General features: G+C 66.7%; 19 protein-coding genes and 1 pseudogene. 10 read left to right on the plus strand and 10 right to left on the minus strand.

The genetic code is table 11. The features are described 5' to 3' along the window. Positions 1-22: 22 nt before the first annotated feature. A complete protein-coding gene (locus IPI67_09835) occupies positions 23-571 on the plus strand; it encodes an NUDIX hydrolase (GenBank protein MBK7580492.1) in 549 nt (182 codons plus the stop codon). A gap of 4 nt (positions 572-575) precedes the next feature. Here IPI67_09835 and IPI67_09840 read toward each other — a convergent pair whose 3' ends face one another. After that, complete coding sequence (locus IPI67_09840; protein ID MBK7580493.1) at positions 576-962, minus strand: hypothetical protein; 387 nt, start codon at positions 960-962, stop codon at positions 576-578. Between the two features lie 206 nt (positions 963-1,168). Between IPI67_09840 and IPI67_09845 the strand changes: the two genes are divergently transcribed. Together IPI67_09845 and IPI67_09850 are read left to right on the plus strand one after the other, a co-directional pair. Then, positions 1,169-2,209: an SUMF1/EgtB/PvdO family nonheme iron enzyme gene (locus tag IPI67_09845; protein ID MBK7580494.1), complete on the plus strand. Its 1,041-nt coding sequence runs from the start codon at positions 1,169-1,171 to the stop codon at positions 2,207-2,209. A 116-nt stretch (positions 2,210-2,325) separates the two neighbouring features. Further along, a complete protein-coding gene (locus tag IPI67_09850) occupies positions 2,326-2,544 on the plus strand; it encodes a hypothetical protein (protein ID MBK7580495.1) in 219 nt (72 codons plus the stop codon). A gap of 12 nt (positions 2,545-2,556) precedes the next feature. Here the strand turns inward: IPI67_09850 and IPI67_09855 are convergent, their stop codons facing one another. Next, positions 2,557-4,776 (minus strand): M3 family metallopeptidase, encoded by a 2,220-nt coding sequence (locus IPI67_09855; GenBank protein MBK7580496.1) that lies wholly within the window; start codon positions 4,774-4,776, stop codon positions 2,557-2,559. A gap of 40 nt (positions 4,777-4,816) precedes the next feature. Further along, positions 4,817-6,100, minus strand: coding sequence for a DUF362 domain-containing protein (locus IPI67_09860; GenBank protein MBK7580497.1), 1,284 nt, complete (start codon positions 6,098-6,100; stop codon positions 4,817-4,819). A gap of 171 nt (positions 6,101-6,271) precedes the next feature. On the opposite strand from IPI67_09860, the gene IPI67_09865 reads away from it, so the two are divergent. Further along, complete coding sequence (locus tag IPI67_09865) at positions 6,272-6,994, plus strand: AgmX/PglI C-terminal domain-containing protein (protein ID MBK7580498.1); 723 nt, start codon at positions 6,272-6,274, stop codon at positions 6,992-6,994. Here IPI67_09865 and IPI67_09870 read toward each other — a convergent pair whose 3' ends face one another. After that, complete coding sequence (locus IPI67_09870) at positions 6,995-7,750, minus strand: hypothetical protein (protein MBK7580499.1); 756 nt, start codon at positions 7,748-7,750, stop codon at positions 6,995-6,997. 49 nt (positions 7,751-7,799) lie between these two features. Beyond that, positions 7,800-8,552 (minus strand): dienelactone hydrolase family protein, encoded by a 753-nt coding sequence (locus IPI67_09875; GenBank protein MBK7580500.1) that lies wholly within the window; start codon positions 8,550-8,552, stop codon positions 7,800-7,802. Positions 8,553-8,743: 191 nt separating this feature from the next. Here IPI67_09875 and IPI67_09880 point away from each other — a divergent pair, with 191 nt between their 5' ends. After that, complete coding sequence (locus tag IPI67_09880; GenBank protein MBK7580501.1) at positions 8,744-9,034, plus strand: hypothetical protein; 291 nt, start codon at positions 8,744-8,746, stop codon at positions 9,032-9,034. 37 nt (positions 9,035-9,071) lie between these two features. Here the strand turns inward: IPI67_09880 and IPI67_09885 are convergent, their stop codons facing one another. Next, a complete protein-coding gene (locus IPI67_09885; GenBank protein MBK7580502.1) occupies positions 9,072-9,896 on the minus strand; it encodes an amidohydrolase in 825 nt (274 codons plus the stop codon). Between the two features lie 25 nt (positions 9,897-9,921). Between IPI67_09885 and sthA the strand changes: the two genes are divergently transcribed. The 3 genes from sthA to IPI67_09900 all read left to right on the plus strand — a co-directional run bounded on the left by sthA (position 9,922) and on the right by IPI67_09900 (position 13,974). Further along, positions 9,922-11,325, plus strand: a complete 1,404-nt coding sequence (gene sthA / locus IPI67_09890) for a Si-specific NAD(P)(+) transhydrogenase (GenBank protein MBK7580503.1) — start codon at positions 9,922-9,924, stop codon at positions 11,323-11,325. 39 nt (positions 11,326-11,364) lie between these two features. Beyond that, entirely contained in the window at positions 11,365-13,116 is a 1,752-nt protein-coding gene (locus tag IPI67_09895; GenBank protein ID MBK7580504.1) for a hypothetical protein, read from the plus strand. Between the two features lie 72 nt (positions 13,117-13,188). Beyond that, positions 13,189-13,974 carry a leucine-rich repeat domain-containing protein gene (locus tag IPI67_09900; GenBank protein MBK7580505.1) on the plus strand — a complete coding sequence of 262 codons (786 nt, stop codon included), beginning with the start codon at positions 13,189-13,191 and terminating at the stop codon, positions 13,972-13,974. 45 nt (positions 13,975-14,019) lie between these two features. Here IPI67_09900 and IPI67_09905 read toward each other — a convergent pair whose 3' ends face one another. The 3 genes and pseudogenes from IPI67_09905 to IPI67_09915 form a co-directional block, all read right to left on the minus strand. Continuing rightward, positions 14,020-14,571, minus strand: coding sequence for a hypothetical protein (locus IPI67_09905; protein MBK7580506.1), 552 nt, complete (start codon positions 14,569-14,571; stop codon positions 14,020-14,022). A gap of 103 nt (positions 14,572-14,674) precedes the next feature. Beyond that, positions 14,675-16,735 (minus strand): KUP/HAK/KT family potassium transporter, encoded by a 2,061-nt coding sequence (locus IPI67_09910; protein MBK7580507.1) that lies wholly within the window; start codon positions 16,733-16,735, stop codon positions 14,675-14,677. A 588-nt stretch (positions 16,736-17,323) separates the two neighbouring features. Beyond that, positions 17,324-19,213 (minus strand): annotated as a pseudogene (locus tag IPI67_09915) (potassium transporter Kup). 365 nt (positions 19,214-19,578) lie between these two features. On the opposite strand from IPI67_09915, the gene IPI67_09920 reads away from it, so the two are divergent. Together IPI67_09920 and IPI67_09925 are read left to right on the plus strand one after the other, a co-directional pair. Next, entirely contained in the window at positions 19,579-21,531 is a 1,953-nt protein-coding gene (locus IPI67_09920; protein MBK7580508.1) for a hypothetical protein, read from the plus strand. Between the two features lie 33 nt (positions 21,532-21,564). After that, positions 21,565-22,566: an SPFH domain-containing protein gene (locus IPI67_09925; GenBank protein MBK7580509.1), complete on the plus strand. Its 1,002-nt coding sequence runs from the start codon at positions 21,565-21,567 to the stop codon at positions 22,564-22,566. Between the two features lie 18 nt (positions 22,567-22,584). Here IPI67_09925 and IPI67_09930 read toward each other — a convergent pair whose 3' ends face one another. Further along, on the minus strand, positions 22,585-23,148 hold the full coding sequence (locus IPI67_09930; protein ID MBK7580510.1) for a DUF4345 family protein: 564 nt from the start codon (positions 23,146-23,148) through the stop codon (positions 22,585-22,587). Between the last annotated feature and the right edge of the window lie 4 nt (positions 23,149-23,152).

The raw sequence follows: 23,152 nt of genomic DNA on the forward strand, positions 1-23,152 counted from the left end.
ACGCACTCCCCGAAACCGTCTCATGAAACCGTGGCGCGTCGTCGAGAGCTCGATCTTGCTCGAGCGAAAGTGGCTTACGGTTCGGCAGGAGCGCATCGAGCTGCCGCACGGCGGTGAGATCGACGAGTTCCACCTGATCGTGGCTCCAGACTGGACCGGGATCTTGGCGCTGACCGAGGACGGCCAGGTGGTGATGGTCGAGCAGTACCGCCACGGTGCCGCCGACGTGAGCCGTGAGCTTCCGGCTGGTGTGATCGACGACGGCGAAGACGCGCTCGTCGCGGCGAGGCGCGAGCTGCGCGAGGAGACCGGCTACGAAGCCGAGGACTGGCAACCTCTCCTGTCCGTCTCCACCGAACCCAGTCGGCACACCAACCGCGCCCACTTCTTCTTCGCGCGGAGCGCGCGGCGCGCCTTCGAGCAAGAGCTCGACGCGAGTGAGCACATCCGGGTGACGCTCGTGCCAGTCCGAGAGTTGATCCCGGCCATCGAGCGCGGCGAGATCTTCCACGGCGTGCACGTCGCTGCCATTCATGCCGCGCTGCACCGCGGCCTGCTCGGGACCAGCTGACGAGTCAGTCGTCGCAGCGGGCGGTTTTCACGTCGAGCTGCAGCTCCTCGTAGCTGTCGTCGACCTTGGTCTCGCGCCCCGGGCGCTTGCTCGCGCCGCGCACACTCAACACGGTGGCCTCGACTCGCAAAAATCCGCTGCAGTCAGGGGCATCCTTCACGTAGATGACGGTCTGCGACCCGTCTTCGAGATCGAAGTACTCGCTCTTTTTGCCGGGCACGCTGGTCATCAGGTGCTGCCACGGCACCTTGGAGAGCTTGCCACGAGCGATGACCTCGGCGCCGGCGCGCCAGGTTCGAGAGTCAGGTTGGGTCTCGGCGGAGGCCGTGGGGGCTGGTGTGGCAGACGGGGCGGGGCTCGGCGCGTCCGACGCCGGCTCGGGGACCGTCACCGCTCTCGGCGGTTCATCGCGCGGGGTGCTCGGAGTGCAAGCTGCGACTGCAAATGCGAAGAACGCGCACGGGCTCCGGAAGCTAACCAAGGTCAGAGCCTATCACGCCGAGACCAACGGGGAATGTCCCCGTGAGCGCGCGGCGTTGCTAGCGTTGCGACTGGTTCTCGATGCTCCGTCAGTGCGCCGCTTGTCTCGTCCTCGGAATGGCCGCGATGGCTTGTGGCAAACGTACGCCTCGCCCGGGCCCCGATGCTGGCGCGACGCCGGCCCGAACGTCCGCCGCGCAATCTTCCGACGCGGCGGTTGTTGCCAGCGCGCCTCCCGATGCCGCGCTCGCTGACGCCGCGCCTCCACTCAGCGCCGCCGGCGGACCCCGACTCGCCGCGCTCGGGTTCGCACTCACCCAGACCTATCGCGAGCCACGCTTCGAGTGGCGCAGGTGGCAGGAGCTCTACTGGCAAGGGGTGGCCGATTCGTTGCCCGCGCTGCCGCCGGAGCCCGCGGCGGACGGCAAGGGCTGCACCGCAGGCATGTTGCGCGTGAAAGGGAGCTTCGTGCTCGATACCTCGAAGCGTGACGACACCGACGCCGTGGCCGGCTACCAGAATGAAACGTGCACATTCTGGCGCACGGCGGACCACGGGGAAAACGGCCTGTGTGATCGCTTCGACGCCGCCAAGTGGCGCGTGAAGCTGGAAGGTCTGCCCCGGAAGCAGCTGGACTTTTGCATCGACCGCTACGAGTACCCGAACGCGTACGCTGAGTTTCCACTCGTGGTGGTCACCTTCGCGGAGGCGGTGGCCTTCTGCAAGAAGGAGCAGAAGCGCCTGTGTGACGAGAACGAGTGGACCTTTGCCTGTGAAGGGGAAGAGGCGTTGCCCTATCCCTACGGCTTCGAGCGTGACTCCGCCAAGTGCAACATCAGCGTGCTCGGCCCCGGCCCGACGAAGGACATGTTCAGCCCACGCACCACGGGCGACACTGCAAAGGGCATCGATCTGTCGTGGCGAGGTAAGCGCTCGGGTGAGATGCGTGCGTGCGCGAGCCCGTTCGGCGTGATGGACATGACCGGCAACATCGACGAGTGGACGCTGAACGCGCGCAAGTACGGGCGCAAGATGATCATGAAGGGCGGGCACTGGGGGCCGGCGCGCCAGCGCTGCCGGCCCGCAACCCGCGGGCATGGTCCGTTCTACGTGCGCTACGACCAGGGATTCCGCTGCTGCACCGACGCGCCGGGGTGACGGGACCGGAGGACGGCGCCTCCGGTTCGTGCGTGAGCGCCAGCTCGGGGCGGGCGCCGGCACGGGAAACGAGCGGGATGGATGCGGGGAGAGTCCGAGAGGGTTAGGGTCCTGGCGTGAGCCTCGACGCCAACTCTCTGCTGGCCTCCCTGCTGGTGAGCTCCATCGGGATGGTGCTGTTCATCTACGGGAAACGTCAGTCGCGGCTGCCGCACATGGGTGTGGGCATCGTGATGCTGGTCTACCCGTATTTCGTCGGCAGCCCGCTGTGGATGCTGGGGATCGCTGCGCTGCTCGTGGCGGCGCTCATCGGTGCGGTGCGACTCGGTTGGTGAGCGGAGTCAGGGCTACTGGGTCGGGAAGCCGCGCTTCTCGAGCAAGGCCTTCACATCCGGGTCACGCCCGCGGAACTGGCGGTAGGCTTCGGCGCGATCGGTGGCGTTGCCCGGCGCGAGGATGAACTTCCGGAGCTTGTCGGCGGTGGCCTTGTCGAACACGTTGCCTGCCTCGACGAAGGCCTGGCGCGTGTCGGCGTCCATCACCTCGGACCAGAGGTAACTGTAGTACCCCGCCGAGTAGGCATCGCTCGTGAACAGGTGATTGAACTGCGGCAGGCGGTGGCGCATGGCCACCTCCTTCGGGGCGCCGATCTTCTGCAGTGTCTCTCGCTCGAAGGCGTCGGGATCCGCGACGCCTTCGGGCAGAGTGTGGAGCGCCATGTCGACGATGGCCGCCGACAGGTACTCGACGGTTGCGTACCCTTGATTGAATTTCCTGGCGGCGAGCACCTTGTCGACCAGGGCCTGGGGCATGGGCTTCTTGGTCTTGAAATGGTGGGCAAACCGGTCGAGCACCGGGCGCGTCAGCACCCACATCTCGTGGACCTGCGATGGGTACTCCACGAAGTCGCGGGGCGTCGAGGCGAGGCCGGGGTAGTTCACCTCCGAGAGCAGCGCGTGCAGCGCGTGCCCGAACTCGTGGAACAACGTCTGCGCGTCATCCAGGGAGATGAGCACCGGTTGGCCCGCCTCGGCGGGCACGAAGTTGTTGTTGTTGGAGGTGATGGGCGTGATGACCTTGCCGGTGAAGGTCTCGTGGCCACGGTAGCCGGAGGCCCACGCCCCGGAGCGTTTGTTCGTGCGTGCGAAGTAGTCGCCGTAGAACAGGCCGACGTATTTGCCGCTCGTCTTGTCCTTCACCTCGAACACGCGCACGTCGGGGCGGAAGACCGGCACCTTGCCCGGGATCTCCGTGAACGTGAGCCCGTACAGCTCACCCGCCATCCAGAACGCTGCCTCGATCATGTTGTTGAGCTCGAAGTACGGCTTCAGCTCGGCCTGGTTCAGGTTGTACTTCGCCCGCCGGACCTTCTCCGCGTAGTAGAGGTAGTCCCAGGGCTCGAAGGAGAGCTTCGGGTCGTCCTTCTTGGCGAGCACGGTCATGTCCGCCACCTCTTCCTTCACCCGCGCGACGGCCGCGGGCCAGACCCGCAGCATCAGCTCGCTGGCCTTCTTGGGGTCGACGGCCATGGTGTCCGACATGCGCCAGTGGGCGTGGGAGGCATAACCAAGTAACTTCGCTCGGTCAGCGCGCAGCTTCACGATCTTGGCGATGGTCGTGTTGGTGTTGTTCTCGCCCGGATTGTCGCCCCGGTCCTTGAACGCCTTCCAGACCTTCTCGCGCAGATCGCGGCGTGACGAGGAGGTCAAGAACGGGTCGACGCTGGAGCGGGTGTTGACCACGATCCACTTGCCGTCGAGCTTCTTCTCCGCCGCCGCTGCGTGATAACTCGCGACCAGGGAGTCCGGCAGGCCTGCCAGGTCCGCCTTTTTGTCGAGCACGATCCAGCTGTTTTCATCGGCCAGTACCTTGTTGCCGAAGTCAGTGAAGAGGACAGCGAGCTTCTGGTTCATGTCGCCCAGGCGCTGTTTCTCTTCGGCGCTGAGCTTGGCTCCGGCGCGCACGAACTGATCGTAGATGCGTTCGACCAGGCGCTTTTGCTCCGCGGTCAGCCCGGATTTCTCCCGAGCGGCGTGCACGGCCGAGATGCGGGCGAACAGTTTGTCGTTGAACGTGATCTTGTCGTAGGCCTCGGCGAGCTTCGGCGACCACTCGTGGTCGATGGCCTGCACGTCCGGGGTGTTCAGGTTGCCCGTGAGCACGCTGAACAGCGTCTCGATCCGGTTCTGATGACGCCCACTGTCTTCGAGTGCGCGCAGCGTGTTGTCGAAGCTCGGCGGTTCGGGGTTCGTCGCGATGACGTTCACCTCGGCCAGCAGGAGATTGATGCCCGCCTCGAGCGCCTTGGGGACCAGGTCGGGTTTCACCTTGTCCCAGGGCGGCACACCGCCGAAGGGGCCGGTCCACTCTGCCAGCAACGGATCCTTGTCGGCAGCCTCGCGCAGGCGAGTTGCCTCGAGCTTCGCGACGCGGTGCAATTCTTCGTTCGAGCTCACGGTTGGTCCTGGGCTGGGCTTGGGTTGGGGCGGGGGCAGCGGGCTGGGAGCCGGGCCACAAGCGGCGGACAAGAAGAGAGCGACGGCGGACCCCACGAGGCGCTTCGACATGGTCCGCTTTGTCGCACGACTTCGGGCGTGAACGCACGCGCTAAGCGCGCGGGTGCGCAGCGCGGCGCTTGCGCGCGAGGTTCTCCGGGCTCTCTGCCACGGCCATGCCGACCAGGCGCATGCCCTCGGCGAAATGGGCCAGGCCCGTCCGCACCAGCTCGGCGTGCTCTTCCCCCACGTCGGGGTAACCGCGCCCGTCCGCGTCGGGTTTCACGTCGCCCCAGTTGGCGAACAACCTGCCCCAGTCACTGCGCAGTGTGTCCTCGACGCGCTTCTTGCCGTAGTACGGGTACCAGAACAGATCGTGGTACGCGACGCTCGCCACGTAGGCCCACGGCGCGAGCCAGGTCTTGAGTGACCACTCGACCGGCTTCTTGAGTGGGCCCCAGTAGATGCGGTGCTGGTTTTTGCTGGCAAAGGTCATGTTCTTGAACGGGCCGTCGAAGTGCCAGTTCTCCTTGGCGGCGTCGACGTCGCCCACGATCTCGATGTCCCGCGGATCCCCGACGCCCAGCCCCTGCTCGTGGGCCAGACGCACGAACTTGAGGTCGCGCATCGGGTCCATGCCCATCAGCTTGGCGGCCACGGCGTCGATGGCCACCTGATCGGAGCTGGCGAGCAGCACGTTCTTGACGTGCGGGATCATGCAGCGCGGACCTGGTCCATCACCGACGAAGGTGCCGTCCATCACGGCGAACACCCCGCGGTGGATCTTCTTCTGGATCATCAACAGATCGACCAGCGTCTCGTGGATGACCGGGTGGGTCCAGTGACGGTGTTCGTTCAACAGCCCGCCGAAGGCGTTCTTCATCGCGCCCGTCGTGGTCGTGAAGATGTGGGTCTTGACCGTCGGCAAGTGGATGATGTTCTCGCCGATGAAACGCTTCGGGATGCTGAAGCCCTTCGGGTAGACCTCGTTCAGGCACAGGAACTTCTTGGTCAGGTCGCCGACCGCGTCGCGCACGTCGATCCAGTCTTCGCCCTCGTAGAGATGCACGTTGCGGAGGCCGTGGGCTTCGACCACGTCGATCTGCTTGTTCTCGCGCTCACCCAGGTGTGCATCGATGACGACGGTGCGGTTGTGGCAGGCGTGGATCAGGTCACTGGAGTAACCGTCCTTCTTCATGGCGCGAATCACACCTTCGAGCTGCCACGGCGTGGTCGACGACCCGGGGTAGAAGAAGTGCCACGAGATGTTGACCTTCAGCCCGGTGTCCGCGGTCTTGTCGACGACCTCCTGGTAGTCCGCCAGGTTCATCAGGCGGTGGTAGTCCTCGAGGACGGTCTTCGGCGACGTGCGGACGATGGCGACTTTGGACTTCATGACGGGGGCTATGTGCCGCGTTTCGCCGCGCTCGCCAAGACCTCGGATGGCGTCTCCACGAAACCTCCAAGCTTCCTGCACCCGGGTGGCCGATAAATGCCGGCAAACGGCCGAAAAGTGCCGTCTCGCTGCAAGGCGCACCGACTGGGGGTGTCTTCCCGCTGAGAGTTGATGGGAGAGCGCAAGAAATTCGGGTTGGTGGGGCTGGTCATGGTCCTTGGCGCCTGCGCCAGCGCGCCGCCGCCCGTCGCGAGGGAGCCCAGCGTGAGCGAGGCGGAGGAGGCCGAGGTGCACGTCCTGCCAGGGCCCCTGTCCCTCGAGTCCGAGATTGGCGGCATGAGCCAGGATGGCGTCGAGGCGAAGCTCGCGGAGCTGCAACCTCGGTTCATCGACTGCGTCGAGCGGGCGACGGAGCGCCTGAGTGCCATCGGCGGCCGGGTGAGCGTGCGCATGCGGGTCGACAAACAGGGCAAGGTGCGCTGGGCCTACCTGAAGGACACGACCCTCGGCGATCGCGACGCCGAGACGTGTGTGCTCGAGCTGGTCAAGAGCCGCCGCTGGCCGCGACCGAAGAGTGGTGAGGGCCTGGCCGAGACATCATTCGAGGTCGAGGCCGCGGAGGCTCCGCGGGTCCTGTCGCCGCCGCGCGCGACGCTGTTTGCGCGCCAGGCAGGCTACGCAACGCGTGCCTGTCGCAAGGGGCTGCCGTCGGGTTTCATGGCGACCGCGTACCTCGGTTCGAAGGGTGAAGTGCTCGCGGCCGGCGTAGCGCCGCCGGACGAGAGTGGAGAGGCCGCCTCCGATTGCATCGCGGAGGCTCTGCTGCGCATGCGCGCTGGCGGTCTCGTGGCGTCCCGTGACGTAACCACGAAGGTCAGCGTGCGGATCCCCTGATCACGACAGGACGTGTACTCCGCCGTGTTCGTCCTTGACGACTGCGAAGCTGGTTTCGGCGGCGCCGCCGACTACCAATGGCCAGGCGAACGCCGCCGCCTGCACCGCGAGCAGCGAGGGTAGGCGAGTCACTCGCTCGACGTAGTTTTTCGCCTGGGCGAGGGCGGCGTCCGCGCGATGCCCGTGGATCTCACCGCGGGAGCGGCGGCCTCGGTAGGCATCGGCCGTCTCGAAATCTTCGGTCAGATCCAGGGTCAACAGATCGGGCACACTCGTGCGGGCCTTGAAGAACTGAGTGAGGGGCTCGCGCAACCTGTACGTCAGCTCGGGCAAGAAGATGCGGGCGAAGTGGCGCAGTTTGTCCTCGCCGAAGATGACCTTCACGGAAACCGTGCGTTGCTTGCCGCCGCAGACGTTGCAGGGGCGCACGAATCCGTGGTCGTCGGCTACACGAAACTGACACTCGGTGCAGCGCTGGATCTTGGCGGAGCGGGATTGCGGATCGAGTGAGCGAAACCGCTCGCCATTCAAATCGTTCACGTCGGGCGGCGGGGGTTGCTCGTCGAGCAAGCGCTCGAAGTCGTCTTCGCTGACCTCGGCGTCGTCGGTCCAGGTCGAGCGCTCGACGCCGCGCCCGCTCACCAGGATGGCCACGACGCGTTCAGTTGGCTCGGCAGTGGAGGGGGTACTGCTGCGCCCGCGAAGCGCCGCCTCGACCTCGGCCGCGTTGGGGCTCACGTCCTCGAAGTTGGGCATGAGAGTTGGGAGCTTACCTCGTTTCGGTGACGACTGACGTGCGTTATTCTCAAGTCGGGGTCAGCAGTTTCTCCCGGAAAAAATCCAAGACGCGCGCCACACTCGCCTCGTCCCGGTGCTCGGTGAGCACGGAGTGGTCGGTCACGTTCTGCGATTCGAGCTCGATGGCGATGAATGCATCGCCGAGGAGCCGCTTCAGTGACTCGAAACGCGTCCCGACCAGGCGATCGCCCTTGAAGCGCAGGCCGAGCACCTGGCAGCCGTCTTTGGCGCGGCGCTGAACCGCCAGGCGATCGGCGGGCGACAGGTTCAGGTCGGCGCCGCGGCGCTTCGAGATGGCGAAGGGGAGTGAAGGTTGGCTGAGCACGGGTGCGACCATGCGTTCGTCGACCATCATCGCCAGGGCAAAGCCTCCGCTGAAACACATGCCAATCGCGCCGATTCCGGGTCCGCCGAGCTCCGCGTGAAGCTCGGCGCCGAGAGCGCGCAGCCAGGCCACGATGGGTGAGGTCTGGTTGGCGGCCCAGGTGGAGAACTCCGCGGCGACACACAGCTTGGCCATCGAGCTGACGTTGTAGGCGGAGCTCACTGCTCTGCCGGGTGTGCCGATCAGATCCGGCAGCACCACGGTGAATCCCGCATCGACGACCTCGCGGGCGAAGCTCATCACGTTGGGGGTGATGCCCGGGATCTCGTGCACGACGATCACCCCGGGTCCGCTCCCGGCGCGATGGGTGTCGCGCGTGAAACCGGAGTGCGTGAACGAGCCGCGCGTCCAGCCAGGCAAGGTCACGGAGGGCATCAGCTCGACCTGTAGGGCGATCGTCGGGATGCGCCCGCCCAAACTCGTAGCATGCCGAACCGGGGTCGCGCGCGTCGTTTTCGTCCGCGACATGGGAGCACGCGGGCCGAGCCGAGCTCGCCCGAAACGTGCATGACCGGAAAAAGGTTGCGATGTTCGCGTGCCGAGCGCGCGGTGGTACGGTTTGCCCAGTGGAGGTGGAGACCATTTGGGGCTTGGCCATTGCGGCCGTCGCTCTGCTCAACTGCGTGTGGTACGAGGCCAAGTGGTTCCTGACGCGGAACGGTCATCGAGTCGGGTGGCTGTGGGGTCATCTCGCGGACTTCGGTTCGTTGCTGCAGCTGGCGCGCTCCACCGCCTCCGCCAAGGTCAGGGGCGGCGCGCGCCGACGGTTGGTGCTCCTGGGAAGCCTGTTGGTCTCGTCGTTCGTGCTCGTGGCGCTGTCGTTCGCGAGCGGCTCCCACGTGGAGCGGACGCGCTGAAAGGCGCGCGGTTCGGCCCACACCTCGAAGCTCGTCCTCAGCCCAACCCGAACAGCCGCGCGGCGTTGTCGTGCAAGAACAGGCGGCGCGTCTCGGCGTCGAGACCGAGCGTATCCACCTGAGCCAAGCAGTCGCCCGGTAGGATCATCGGGTAGTTCGAGCCGAACAGGACCTTCCTCTTTCCGTGCCCGGAGAGGAACGCCACGAGCTCCGGCGGAAAGCGCTTCGGTTTGTAGGCGCTCGTGTCGATGTAGACGTTCTCGTATTTGGTTGCGAGGGCGATCATCTCGTTTTGCCACGGGTAGCCGATGTGCCCGCCGACGATCGTCAGCTCGGGAAAATCCAGCGCGACCTGGTCGAGGTACGGGATGGGCCGCCCCGGCTCGGACGGACCGAGCGGTCCGGTGTGCCCGACCTGCAAACAGAACGGGATGCCGAGCTCCACACACTCCGCGTACAGCGGATAATACAGGCGGTCGTTGGGCGGCTTGTTCCACAGCCACGGCAGCAGGCGCAGGCCCTTGAGCCCCAGCTCGCGCACCGCGCGCCGGAGCTCGCGGATTGCGTCCAGCGGCCGAGCGAGATCCACCGACGCGATGCCGGTCAGGAGGTCCGGTCGCGCGCGCACGGCAGCTGCTACCTCGTCGTTCGAGATCAAGGCTCCGGTCGGCCCGAACCAGGCGGAGATGAGCGCGTGCTGAACGCCGGCAGCCTCGAGGGCACCGGTCGTGAGCTCGAGCGGGATGCTGTCGGGGATTTCTCCGGCGCCCATCCAGCGGCGCAGTGATGCGAACATCGGGTGCTGAATGAACGCGCTCGTGGGGTGCTGGACCCAGGCGTCGATGATGGGCTCGGCGGACATGACCCACTCGATCTAGGATGTCCGCATGGGGAGCGAAAGCCTCGAAGCCTTCGACCTGGTCGTGATCGGCTCCGGGCCGGCGGGGGAGAAGGGCGCTGCTCAGGCCGCGTACTTCGGCAAACGAGTCGCCGTCATCGAGGCCGAGCCGGAGCCCGGCGGCGCTGCGGTGCACACCGGGACCCTGCCCAGCAAGACACTGCGCGAGACCGCGCTCTACATCTCCGGTTACCGTGCCCGCAACCTGTACGGTGTGGCGGTGGAGCTCACCCGGGACGCGACGATCCCCGCGCTGATCGCGCGCAAGAACGCCATCGCGGAGGCGGCGTCGCGATCGATTCGGGACAACCTCGAGCGTCACTGCGTCACCTACGTTCAGGGTCACGGCAGCTTCGAGGACGCCCACACCGTGGTGGTGGAGGGCCCCCAGGGACGCCGGCGCTTGCGTGGTGAGTTCGTGCTCATCGCCACGGGCTCCCGCCCCTACCGCCCGAGCGACATCGATTTCGATGATCCCGGGATCGACGACAGCGACGAGATCCTCGGGATCCAGAAGCTCCCCACGTCGCTGACCGTGCTCGGAGGGGGGGTGATTGGCTGTGAGTACGCCAGCATGTTTGCGGCGCTCGGAGTCGACGTGACCCTGATCGACGCGCGCACGGAAATCCTGCCGTTCCTCGATCCCGAAATCGTCGAGCGACTGCGGGAGGCCATGGGGCGAATGGGCATTCGTGTGGTGCTCGGGCAGCGCTGGAGCCAAGTGAGCCGCGACGGGCAGAGCATCGTCGTCGAGCTCGGCGGAGAGCGTATCGAGTCCGAGTACCTGCTCTTTGCGGCCGGACGGCTCGGTAACACCGAGAAGCTGCGCCTCGAGCGCGTCGGCGTGCAGCCGAACCCACGCGGCTACTTGGAGGTGGACGCGGCCTACCGCACCAGCGCCCCGAGTGTGCTGGCGGCGGGGGACGTGATCGGATTTCCTGCGCTGGCGTCGGCGAGCATGGAGCAGGGACGGGTCGCCATCTGCAAGGCGTTCGGCTTCGACTACAAACAAGCCGTGGCCGAGATCGTGCCCTACGGCATCTACACCATCCCGGAAGTGAGCGCGGTCGGCGAGACTGAGGCGAGCGCCCGGGAAAAGGGTCTGGACGTCGTGGTCGGGCGGGCCCTCTATCACAACAACGCGCGCGGGCAGATCACCGGCGACCTCGATGGCATCACCAAGCTGGTCGTCGAGCGAAGCAGCCGGCGGGTAGTGGGCGTGCATGTGATCGGCGAGCGGGCGACCGAGCTCGTTCACATCGGACAGACGGCGCTCCACTGCCAAGCGTCGGTCGATCTCTTCATCGAGATGGTGTTCAACTATCCAACGCTGGCCGAGAGCTACAAGTATGCGGCCTACGAGTGCCTCGCGGCGCTGGCGAAGGGGTCCTGAGGCGGGGCCGCCGGGGCGAAGCGGATTTGGGCGCGTGACATGAAGATCATCAAGCGGCGACCGAAGCTCCGGGTCCTGGTCCCACGCGTCGTCCACCCCGGCGAACATTTCGATGCCAGCTTCGAGCTCGAGATCGAGCGTGCGGTTCCCATCGAGCACTTCGACGTCACCTTGCGCGGCAAGGTTCAGGTGGCGGTCGGTGATCGAGGCCACGCCGAGTCCGGGGTTCCGATCTCGCAGTCGGCCCGGCTCAGCGGACCCTGTGAGCTCGAGCCGGGACTCCGGCGTTTCAGCTGCCGCTTCAAGCTGCCGCCGGACGCGCCGCCGAGCTTCGATGGCCGGATCGTGCACGCCTCGTACGTGCTCGGGGCCCAGCTCGCCATCCCGTGGTGGCTCGATCTCGATCGCAACTTCACGGTCACGGTCGTTCACGCCCCCGTCAAGGCCGCCGGGCCGCCGCGCCCGTTGCTCTACTCGAGCGCCCCCGACGGCCCGGCGGAGCGAGAGCCCCACGCCGAGGTGAGCATCGCGGACGGGGTCGTGCAGGCCGGCGACGTGATCCGCGGGGCCGTGGCCCTCGGGAACGTCGCCTTCGCGCGTTACACGGGCGTTCGCGTCGCGCTGTCCGGTCACGAGTACGCGCACGGAATGGAACGCGGCGGCCCCTTCGGCTCGTGGCAGATCGACCTACCGTTGGCGGAGCTGCGAGAGGGGGACCCGATCCCCTTCGCGCTCCGGGTTCCGGATGTCTTTCCGACCTTCGAGAGCGGGTCGTTTCGTATCTGGTGGTTGCTCGACGTCACCGTGACGCGCCGGCTCGGCGCCGATCTCGTCGTGTCGATGCCGATCGTCGTACGGCCACGCGGCAGCGTCGAGTCCAGTGACAGCAAGCGTTTGATGAGTGCGCCGCCCACCGTCGGAAACGCCCGCGTGCAGGCGGTGTGGTCCGTGGTTGCCAAGCGGGCGGGCATGAACCTGGAAGGCGAACGGCTCGAAGCTCGGGTGGGGGCCATCGATGTCTCGCTGTATCGCGACCACCCCGGCGGTCACTCACGGTTGGTTGCCGAGCTCGACCTACCCGATCTCGGCCTCGAGTTGACGGGCGAGACCGGCTCTGTGCTCGCGCGGTTTTGGGGCCCCGAAGGCGTGGCCTTCGGAAGCGGAGGCTTTGGAGTGCGAGGCCGTGACGAAGAACAAGTCCGTGCGCTCGTCGCCGGGCTCGAGCCAGAAATCGGCAGCGCCCGCGTTCGTTACTTCGACGACACGCGCCTGGTGCTCGAGACGTCGGGCGCCGGACTCACTGCAGAACCGGTGTTTGCCCTGGCGGCGAGCGCGCTCGCGATCGCGGGCAAGCTGCCCGAGCTCACACGGACGTTGCCGGGCCCGACGGGCGTCGAGCTCGCGCCCTGGCGGGAGCTGGCGGACGCGTTCGGAGGAGCGCTCGCGCCTGCGCGCCCTCGAGTCGAAGGAGCGCTCGACGGGCGTCGGGTCGTCGTGGCGCAGGCTTGGGCTCCGGGCGGAGTTCAGGCGAAGGTCGAGCTCAGCGTCGGGTCGCGCTCGCCGATCGACGCGAAGTTCATCGATGTGGACCCGTTTTCCGACGTGGTCCCGAGCGAGGCTCGTGCACTCGTCAAGGGGCTCGTGAGCGAGGGCGCCGAGCTCACAATTTGCGCTGACCGCGTCACGTTGTCGTTGCCGGGCACGGTCTTGGCCAGCGCTCCGATGCTCTCGGCGGCCGAAGAACTCGGGCTGTTTGTCGACGTATTGACGCGTCGAGGCGCGTACCGCTGAGCTCCCGCACTTGCCCGGCCCGCGCAAGCTCGGGGTACCCCGCGGGCGCGGGCTCGCGGTAGAGTGCGCCCCATGCTGATGCGCTCGTTCCTCGCGTTCTCGCTGCTCGCTCTCGTCTCGGCTTGTGACGAGGAGAAGAAACCGGAAGCCCAGAAGCCAACGGCGACCGCGACGGCCGCGCTCCCACCGACTCCCGCGCCGAGCGCCGACAAACCCAAAGAAGAGAAGAAGGTTCACCCAAAAAAGAGCGCGGCGGACTGCCCCAAGGGTCCGGCGGTCGCCTTCGACGACAAAGCCGTCGAGGCCGAGGTGCGCAAGAAACTCTCGAAGGCCGAGGGGGACATCACCCAGGCCGACCTCGGCAAGCTCAAGAGCCTCAACATCTCGCAGGTGGAGACGCACCAGCTCGACCCTTGCATCATTCCCTACGCGAAGAACCTGAAGGAGCTGTTCCTGGGCCCGGGGGATCTGGATGACCTCTCGCTGGTGGCCGGGCTCAAACAGCTCGAGTCACTCCGCGCCAGCATCAGCAAGGTGAGTGACCTCTCGCCGCTCGAGAAGCTCACGAAGCTCGACCGCATCGATCTCGGTCGCACGCAGGTCACCAATCTCGCGCCCCTGGCCGGTCTGACGAACCTGACGGAGCTGGCCTTGGACGACACCCCCGTGCGTGATCTCTCGCCCCTCGCCAAGCTCACCAAGCTCGAGCGCCTCAGCATCCAGCGCACACAGGTAAAGGACTACAGCGCGCTCAAGGACATGAAGGCCCTGAAGTTTCTCTACGTCGCGGGCACGCCCGAGGGAGATCTCAGCGTGATCCAGCCGCTCCGGGACAAAGGCCTCAAGGTCATCGACTGAGCGCGCACGGACGCGTCGCGCGTGTGGCTCATGCTTGCGAAGAAGTCAGCTGGGCGCGCCGGCGATCTCGGGCACCGACCTGGAGCCTCGGGTCGTTTTGCCCGCTGCGGAGCGCAAGCGTGGCAGTTCGACCCACTCGTCCCACTCGTTGCCCCAGCCCGTGTAGTGGATCTTGTAGAAGCCGTTCTTCGAGGCGATCACTTCGGCGGCCCACCAGCTGCCGTGCCACTCGACCTCGAGTCTCTGTCCAACGCTGGCGCTCCGGAGTGGAGGCCGTTTGACGGCCGGGGGCGGAGCCACACGCAGTCGCTCTTGTCCGACCCACTCGTCCCACTCGTTGCCCCATCCGGTGTAGTGGATGCGGCTCAGCCCGGCCCGGGTCTCCATCACCTCGGCGGCCCACCACTGCCCACCCCAGAGCACCTCGACCGTGCGGCTCCGAGCGGCGCGGATGGGCGTCACAGCCAGGCTGGGCGCCCTGGGCGGCGCGGCGGTCTTGGCTGCCGGCTGGGGAGCGGCCTTCACGCTCTTGGCTTCTGCGGCTGCTGGCAGGGCCGCCAAACTCAGCGAAAGTCCCAACAGTATTCCACGCCACATGCTCCACGTCCTCCCGTTCCACAGCCTCGAACGACCGACTGCGTGTCCATCTTACGCTCGAGGCGGGCGAAAGACTTCCGGGCGTGCGGGGTAGGGGCGTTGCCTACAGCTCGATCTGCGAACCGACCTCCATCACGCGATCCGACGGGACGTTGAAGAACGTCGAGGCGCGCTGGGAGTTTCGGCTCATGAAAGCGAAGAGATGCTCCCGCCAGAGCGCCATGCCCTCGCGCTTGGTTGCGAGCAGGGTCTCCCGGCCCAGGAAGAAGGTCGTGTGTTCGAGGGACCAGTCTTCGAGGTGGCGCTCCTCGAGCAGCTGCGGAATGTCCGGCTGCTCCATGAACCCGTAGCGCGCCACGACGCGCCGGAACCCCTGGGGCAGATCCTCGACCGTGACACGCTCGTCCGGCATCACGCGAGGCTGCTCGGTCGTGACCACCGTCAACAGGATCACTTGCTGGTGAACCACGCGGTTGTGCGTGAAGTTCTGGAGCAGGGCCGGCGGCGCGCCGTCGGCGTTGCTGGTCATGAAGACCGCGGTGCCGGGCACACGAGCGGGGCGTTCGATGAGGATCAGCTCGAAGAAGTCCGCGAGTGGGATGATCCGCTCGCGCATGCGCGTGCCGAGCAGTACCCGGCCGTCCTTCCAGGTGGTCATCAGCGCAAAAACCCCGCCGGCGATCACCAACGGGACCCAGCCGCCATGGGGGATCTTCACGAGCTGCGCGCCCCAGAACGCCAGATCGACGACCAACAGACCCAACGTCAGGCTGACCGCGGCCGGTGCGCTCCAGCCCCAGCGGTGGCGCGCCACCACGTAGGCGAGCAGGGTGGTGATCACCATCGTGGTCGTCACTGCGGTACCGTACGCCGCCGCCAACTTCGACGACGAGCCGAAGCCGAGCACCAACGCGATCGTGGAGAACATGAGCATCCAGTTGATCGCCGGCACGTAGATCTGGCCGATCTGCGTGGACGAGGTGTGCTTGACCTCGATGCGCGGCCAGAACCCCAGCATCATTCCCTGGCGGGTGTAGGAGAACGCGCCGGAGATCACGGCCTGCGACGCGATGATGGTGGCCATCGTCGCCAAGCCCAGCATGGGGTAGAGCGCCCAGGACGGCAGCGAGCGATAAAACGGGTTCGAGGCGGCTGCGGGGTTCTCGAGCAAGAGCGCGCCCTGCCCGAAGTAGGTCAGCAAGAGTGCCGGGCCGACGAAGAAGATCCAGGTCACCTGGATCGGACGTCGGCCGAAGTGCCCCATGTCCGCGTAGAGCGCCTCACCCCCGGTGACGACCAAGAACACGGCGCCGAGCACCAGGAAGCCTTCCGTCTTGTTCACCAGCATGAACCGCACCGCGTGGTGTGGGCTGAGCGCCTGGAGCACGCTGGGGTGCCCGAAGATATGAACGGTGCCGACGGTGGCGAGCACACTGAACCAGATCAGCATGACCGGGCCGAAGACGGCTCCGATGCCTGCCGTCCCGCGCTTCTGGATCATGAACAGACCAATCAGGATCACGATCGTCGCCGGGATCACGAACTGCTTGGATGCGGGCGCCGCGACCTCCAGACCCTCGATGGCGCTGAGCACGGAAATCGCCGGGGTGATCATGCCGTCGCCGTACAGCAACGAAGCGCCGAAGATGCCCAGCACGACCACCAGCTTCGGCCCGAGCTTGCCCTTGATGCTGGAGAGGGCGAGCGCCATCAACGCGAGCTCGCCCCCTTCACCGCGGTTGTCGGCCCTCAGCACGTAGATCAGGTATTTCAGCGTGACCACGATCACCAGCGCCCAGGCCATCAAGGACAGCACGCCGAGCACGTTGCCGCGGGTTGCTGCGATGGCGTGTTCGCCGTGGAAACACTCGCGAAGTGCGTAGAGCGGGCTCGTGCCGATGTCGCCATACACGACGCCCAGCGCGGCAAGCGCGAGCGGCCCGAGCCGACCGTGGCCCCCTGCCGGAGCGTCGCGCAGGCTGACGGGTCCGTGGGTGGGTCGGCTCTTCGGCGGCGCCGGCGGCTTATCGGCTCGCGCTGAGCTCGCGGCCTTCTTGGGCTCGGCCTTGGGCTTCGTGGGTTCGGCCTCGGTCTTCGGTGCTCGGCGAGGGCGTGCCGGAGGCTCGGAGCGCGACGCAGACTCCGGTTCGGAGCTGCGAGCCACTGGCTCGGTCGTTGCGGGCTCGGGCTCGGCCGTTGGAGCCTCCGTGGGCTCGACGAGCTTCTCGGGCTCACGATCGGTGACGGCCTCGGTCTCGGCGGCGGCATCGGTCTCGAGCTTCGGGACCGGCTCAGGAACTGTCTCGGTCGGCTTCGGCGGCGCCGACACGGTAGCTGGTTCGGGTTCGGAGATCGTCGCCGGTTCCTCTTCGGAAACGGCGGGCTCCTCCGCGCGCGCCAGCTCGGGCTCGGAGACCCGAGCGGAGGCGGTTGCCGCCTCGCCGGCGTTGGGAACGGACGAGCGCGCCGGTGCCGGCACGGGTTCGGGTTCCGGTTCGGGTTCGGGTTCGGAGAGCGTGACAGGCTCCGGTTCGGAGACACGTATGGCCTCGGCTGCCGAGGCCGGGTCGGCGTCTGCCTGCACCAGCGGCTGGGTCTGCGCCTCGGGTTCCGCGGCTTCGTCCGACGGCCGAGGTTCCTCGGCGTCGGCGCTGGCGTCGGCCTTCGGCCCTGGAGGCGCCTTCGAGTCCGCGTCGGTCACTGGGGAGACGGCTACTCTGACCCGAAGGCGGCGGTCAAGCCGAGTTCCAATCTAGAGCGCGATCTGCGCACCGACCTCGAACACACGATCCGGCGGGATCTTGAAGAAAGCCGTCGCACCCTGGGCGTTCGCCGACATGAACGCAAACAGCATCTCTCGCCAGCGGGACATGCCCTCACGCCCCTCGGCGAGCACGGTCTCACGTCCCAGGAAATAACTGGTGTGCTCCGGCGCAAAGCTGAGCAGGCCGTGTTTGAGCAAGAGCTGGGGTACGTCGGGCTCCTCTTTGAATCCATACCGGACCACAACTCGGGTGAAACCCAGGCGGAGGTCCGAGATGTCGGTGCGTGCTTCATCCGTCTCGGTCGCTCGCTCGGTGATCACGACGGTGAGCAGAATGACTTGCTCGTGCACCACCCGGTTGTGGAGGAAGTTCGTCATCAGGGCGGGGGGAGTCGCGCCCTGGTTGCTCGCCATGAAGACGGCAGTGCCGGGTACGCGTTCCGGTCGCTCCACACGCATCAGCTCCAAGAAGTCGTCGACGGGCACGAGCTGCGCGAAGATGCGCTCGCCCAGCACCTCGCGCCCGCGTTTCCAGGTCGTCATCAGCACGAATACGCCCGCGGCAACGACCAGAGGCAACCAGCCGCCGTGCTCGATCTTGAGGGCGTTCGCGCCAAAGAACGCCAGGTCGACGATCAAGAACGCGGCGGTCGGCCCGAGCGCCTTCGTGCGACTCCACCCCCAGCGACGTCGCGCAACGACGTAGGCGAGCAGGGCGGTGATCACCATGGTCGTCGTCACCGCGATGCCGTAGGCGGACGCCAGCGCGCTGGACGAACGAAATGCGAGCACCAGGGCGACCGTGGCAAACATGAGCACCCAGTTCGTGCTCGGCACGTAGATTTGCCCAATCTGTTTGGCCGACATATGCAGCACCTACACGCACGGCCAGAAACCAAGCATGACCGCCTGGCGGGTCAAGGAGAACGCGCCGGAGATCATCGCCTGGGACGCGATCACCGTTGCGGCGGTGGCGAGGATCACGAGGGGCACCAGCGCCCAGCTCGGCGCCGCTCGGAAGAAGGGATTCGCGAGTGCGCTTGGGGTGGTGAGGATCAGCGCGCCTTGCCCGAGGTAGTTCAGCATCAGCGCAGGCCAGACGAAGACGAGCCAGGTGCGTCGGATGGGCCCTGCCCCGAAGTGCCCCATGTCGGCGTAGAGGGCCTCGCCGCCGGTGACCACCAGGAACACCGAGCCCAGCACGAGGAAACCAGTCGCGCCGTTGTGGCGAAAAAAGGCCAGAGCGTGGTGGGGAGAGAGCGCCGCCAGAACGGGCGGGTGAAGGGCGATGCCTCTCAGGCCGAGCAGCGCCAAGATCCCGAACCAGAGAAACATGATCGGACCAAAGATGGCGCCGACCCGCTCGGTGCCCGCGCGCTGCGCCGCGAATAAACCGATCAGGATGAGGATCGTCCCCGGCACCACCCAGCTCGTTGCGCGCGGGGTCACGAGCTCCAGGCCTTCGACCGCGGAGAGCACGCTGATCGCCGGAGTGATCATGCCGTCCCCGTACAAGAGCGCTGCGCCGAACAGGCCCAACGCGATCACGATGGGAGTCTTCGCTTTGTGGATCCCCGGGCGGTTCATGGCCAGAGCCATGAGCGCGAGCACCCCCCCTTCCCCGCGGTTGTCGGCGCGGAGCACGTACGCCAGGTACTTGGTGCTGACGATCAAGGTCAGCGCCCAGAACACCAGCGACAGCACCCCGAGCACGTTGGCCCGGGTCACCGCCAGGTGGTGCCCGCCCGCGAAGCACTCCCGAAGCGCGTACAGTGGGCTCGTTCCGATGTCGCCGTAGACGACCCCGAGCGCGCCCAGACAGGAAACCAGGAAACGGCGACGTTGTGGTTCAACGTCGGCCAGGACCGATTCTGACATTTTGGACCTCGACTTCCTACCGAGCGTCAGCGCGCGACTGCGCGCCCTGGGGTGTCGGAATCGGAGCGAGGAGCCCCGGGGAATTTCCCTTATCCCCTAGCCAGCCCGAAAGCATTCGAGCTGGCACCCAGACCCGGTTCCCGCTGCTGCGGGATTCGGCTGTCTCTTTTTCTGATGAGACGGCGCTGATCTAGCGCCAGGCATCTCGCCGGTCAATTGGCTCCTCGACTCGGGCCCGGAGCTGTCGAGGCCGAGCGGGCGAGGGACCCCTGGACCGCCGCCACCCCTCGCCGCCCCGCTCGGGCTGCCCTTTCGATTGACCTAAGTGCCCTGGACCGGGAACGCTGCGTCGTTCGGGAGAAGAGATGGCGGTTGAGCGAGGCTTTCGCGCGCGGCTCCGGTATCGATACGAAGGGTTTCTGAGCGGAGGCGCTCGGAAACAGCTCGTGTTCCTGTTCCTGCTCACTCTCGCGATGGTGTCGCTGTTCGCGGGGTGCTCGGTGCTCGCGGCTCCGGCCGGAGTCGAGCTCTCGGAGGGCAGCTTCCTCGACCGGGCCTGGTTCTATTTCACCCGCATCATCGACCCGGGCACGATGGGCAGCGACTCCGGGAACGCGAACCGGTTCGTCTCGACTGCCGCCACGATCCTCGGCGTCATCGTCGCGGGTCTCTTGATCTCGTCCCTCGCCGGCAACTTCCAGGCAAGTCTCGAGGCGATCGCCCGCGGCAGCTCGCCAGTGCTCGAGCAGGGGCACTTCTTGATCCTCGGCTGGTCCGAGAAGGTGTTCAGCGTCATCGACCAGCTCGCAGAGGCCAACCTCGACCGAGGTCGCATCGTCGTGGTGGTGATGGCCGAGCAGGACAAGGTCGCGATGGAGGCGGCGCTGAACGACAAGGTCCGGCACCTGCGCCGGCTGAAGCTGGTCGTGCGCAGCGGCAGCTCGGTGGCGCTCTCCGATCTCTCCAAGGTGAGCTTCGACCTGGCGAGTGCCATCGTGGTTTTGGTCGACGACGCCCACGGCGAGCAACCCCACCGGGCCGACGGGCGGGTGATCAAGACCTTGATGGCGATCTACAACCACCCCGACGGCCACGGCAAGACCGACGCGATCAAGGTCACCGCGGAGGTCATGCTGCCCGAGAGTCGGGACATTGCGTCCATCGCCAGCCGCGGTCGCGCGCAGATCATCAACACCAACGACATAATCTCGAAGATCATCCTGCAGACCTCGCGCATCAGTGGGCTCAGCCTGGTCTACGACGAGCTCTTTCGGTTCGAGGGCAACGAGATCCACTACGCGAGCTTTCCCGCTGCGGTGGGGCGTCGGGTCGCCGACCTGGTGCTTGATTTTCCCAATGCTTGCCTGGTCGGCGTGGCCAAGGCCGACGGCTCCTCGCACATCCTGAATCCGCCGGCGGATCACGTGCTTGGCAAGGACGAGGAACTCCTGCTCGTCGCCGAGGACGACGACATCCGGTTTGCCCCCCACCCGAGCGCCCTGCGCTTCGAGGACGTCCGGGTTCCGACCGCGCCCGCCGCCGACAAACCCGTCGAGCGGCTGATGGTGCTCGGTTACAACGAGAAGCTCTTCCCTATCTTGAAGGAGCTCGACGCGTACGTGGGGCAGGGCTCGTCCGTCACCCTGGTCAACGCCGTGCCGCTCGACGACCGCGCGCGGGAGATCTCGGAGAAGTGTGGCGAGCTCTCGAACGTGGAGGTCGTGCACGCGGTCGGCGACTTCACCAATCGGCTCTTGCTCGAGCAGCTGCATCCGGAGAGCTTCCCGACGGTGGTGGTGCTGGGTGACGCGTCGGGCGCCAGCGGCATGGACGAGAGTGAGGCGGCGGACACCCGGGCAATCATCGCGCTCCTGCTACTGCGCGACTTTCGCCAGCGCGCGGGCTTGTTGCGCCAGGAGGTCTGCAGCGAGATCCTGGATCCGCGAAATCGCGATCTTGCGGCCACCACCGAGATCAACGACATCGTCATCAGCAACGAGATGGTCAGCATGGTGCTCGCCCAGGTCACGCACGAGCCGCGGATGCGCCCGGTGTTCGAGGATCTGTTCCAGGCCGAGGGTTGTGAGATCTACCTCAAGGAGCTGTCGCTGTACGTGCCCCTCGGGGAGCCGACGACCTTCGAGCAGTTGCTGCTTTCGGCGAAGGCCCGCCAAGAGGTCGCGTTTGGCGTGCAGCTCCATGTGGACGACGCAACGAAGCGCTACGGCATCAGGCTGAACCCGTGGCAAGGGAGGGCCGAAGAGTTCGTTCCCAAGCTCGGGGATCGCCTGATTGTGCTCGCGGAAGACGACGGGTGACCGTCAGCGCGAGTCGCGAGTACGCTCGACGAAATGACGCCGCTCTCCCTCGACGAAATTCACCACACGAGCCTCTTGCAGCGCGCTGCGAGCCCGGCGTTTCTCGGGGCGCCGGCCCGGGTCTTGCCGAGTCAGGCGCTGGTCTTCCTGTCCCAGGGTCGCGTCGCGGGAGTGCTGGGGCCCGGTGAGTATTCCCTCGACCCCCGCGCGTTGCCATTTCTGGGCCCCATCGTCCGGCAACAACCGACCGGCGCCACGCTGGGGGACGACGTCTTCTGGGTGAAGATGGGCGCGCCCGTCAGCCTGGACGTGTCCGCCGTGCTCGAGACCGTGCTCGATCCGGCGGTGGGCGAGAAGGTCACGCCGAAGCTCGAGGCGCGACTGTCCGTGGCCGTCGGAGATCCGGTGCAGATGATCCAGGCGCTGGGGGGAAAGGTCGACGAAGGTGCGGTCGAGCTGTGGGTGAAGCAGCGAGTGAACGAGCAGGCCTCGGAGCTCGGTCGCAAGTTTCCGCGCCTGGCCGAGCTCAGCGCGGAGAGCAAGCGGAGTGAGCACGCGCGGGCGCTGGGTGAGGCGTTGCAGGCGACGTTCGCCCCATTGGGACTCGCACTCGTGGCCTGCGACATCACCGCGATCCGCGTGCCGGACCATGTCGCCTCGCGCCTGCGGCTGATGGGCGGCACCCATACCGAGTACGCCGACGGCGCGTCGAAGGCCGTGGTTGCCGAGGGCATGCGCGCCCGGATCAGCAAGGACGGGCAGTGGTACTCCGGGCGCGTCACGCGTGTGTCCGACGGCCGGGCGGAGCTCATCTGGGACGTGTCCGGCGCACGCTCGGAAATTGCCCTCGTCGAGCTCGAGCCCGAGCCCGCTTATCCAGGCGCTTTCAGCAGCGGCACGCGCCTGCTCGCGCAGTGGCCGGACGGCGGGTTTTATCCAGCGACGGTGAGGGTGTTCAACGGCACGCTGTACGAGGTCGAGTGGGCCGATGGTTCGGCGTCGTGGCTTCCGCCAGGCCAAGTGAAGATGAGCTGACGACGGGCGCCGTTGCCCTCAGTCGTCCTTCGACTGCGGCAGGCGCACGGTGCGTTCGACCAGAGGTTTGGTGCGCTCGAGCGGTGCGGTCTTTTCGATCACCTTCGTCTTCTCGACGCGCCCTTCGCTTCGTAGCGCAGCGATGTCGCCCTCGAGATCAGCCTCGGCCGGGCCGCGCTTGATGCGCATCAGCCCGTATCCCGCGGCGACCACACCTGCGACCTCGATCAGCAAGAACAGGAGCACGGTCACACCGGGCCAGCCCTCGACCGTCATGCCGTAGATGCGCGCGGCCACGATGCCGAGCAGCGATAGCAGCGCAGCCAGCAGACCCGGCAGTTGCCAGTCTTTGCGCATGGCGGTGACGGCGAGAAAGACCCCGAGCCCGATCTCGATCCCTCCGTAGAACGCCCGGAGCTCGATCAGTCCGAGCTTGCTGGTGGTGGAGAGGTCAGCGAAGGCCGCGAGCTTGGCCGGAGCCAGCAGAAAAGCGACGCCCACGGCGACATAGCCCGCGGCCAGGCCCAGGAGAACTGCGCGGGGCACAGCCGAAGCTTCGGCCGAGGCGTCGGGTTCGCTCATGGGG

This window comes from Myxococcales bacterium (assembly GCA_016706225.1).
Lineage (GTDB): Bacteria > Myxococcota_A > Polyangia > Polyangiales > Polyangiaceae > JADJKB01.

Coding starts and splice junctions, on each gene's coding strand:
- IPI67_09835 (MBK7580492.1), top strand. CDS start 23: ATGAAACCGTGGCGCGTCGTCGAGAGCTCGATCTTGCTCGAGCGAAAG.
- IPI67_09845 (MBK7580494.1), top strand. CDS start 1,169: ATGGCCGCGATGGCTTGTGGCAAACGTACGCCTCGCCCGGGCCCCGAT.
- IPI67_09855 (MBK7580496.1), bottom strand. CDS start 4,776: ATGTCGAAGCGCCTCGTGGGGTCCGCCGTCGCTCTCTTCTTGTCCGCC.
- IPI67_09860 (MBK7580497.1), bottom strand. CDS start 6,100: ATGAAGTCCAAAGTCGCCATCGTCCGCACGTCGCCGAAGACCGTCCTC.
- IPI67_09865 (MBK7580498.1), top strand. CDS start 6,272: ATGGGAGAGCGCAAGAAATTCGGGTTGGTGGGGCTGGTCATGGTCCTT.
- IPI67_09870 (MBK7580499.1), bottom strand. CDS start 7,750: ATGCCCAACTTCGAGGACGTGAGCCCCAACGCGGCCGAGGTCGAGGCG.
- IPI67_09875 (MBK7580500.1), bottom strand. CDS start 8,552: ATGCCCTCCGTGACCTTGCCTGGCTGGACGCGCGGCTCGTTCACGCAC.
- IPI67_09885 (MBK7580502.1), bottom strand. CDS start 9,896: ATGTCCGCCGAGCCCATCATCGACGCCTGGGTCCAGCACCCCACGAGC.
- sthA (MBK7580503.1), top strand. CDS start 9,922: ATGGGGAGCGAAAGCCTCGAAGCCTTCGACCTGGTCGTGATCGGCTCC.
- IPI67_09895 (MBK7580504.1), top strand. CDS start 11,365: ATGAAGATCATCAAGCGGCGACCGAAGCTCCGGGTCCTGGTCCCACGC.
- IPI67_09900 (MBK7580505.1), top strand. CDS start 13,189: ATGCTGATGCGCTCGTTCCTCGCGTTCTCGCTGCTCGCTCTCGTCTCG.
- IPI67_09905 (MBK7580506.1), bottom strand. CDS start 14,571: ATGTGGCGTGGAATACTGTTGGGACTTTCGCTGAGTTTGGCGGCCCTG.
- IPI67_09920 (MBK7580508.1), top strand. CDS start 19,579: ATGGCGGTTGAGCGAGGCTTTCGCGCGCGGCTCCGGTATCGATACGAA.
- IPI67_09925 (MBK7580509.1), top strand. CDS start 21,565: ATGACGCCGCTCTCCCTCGACGAAATTCACCACACGAGCCTCTTGCAG.
- IPI67_09930 (MBK7580510.1), bottom strand. CDS start 23,148: ATGAGCGAACCCGACGCCTCGGCCGAAGCTTCGGCTGTGCCCCGCGCA.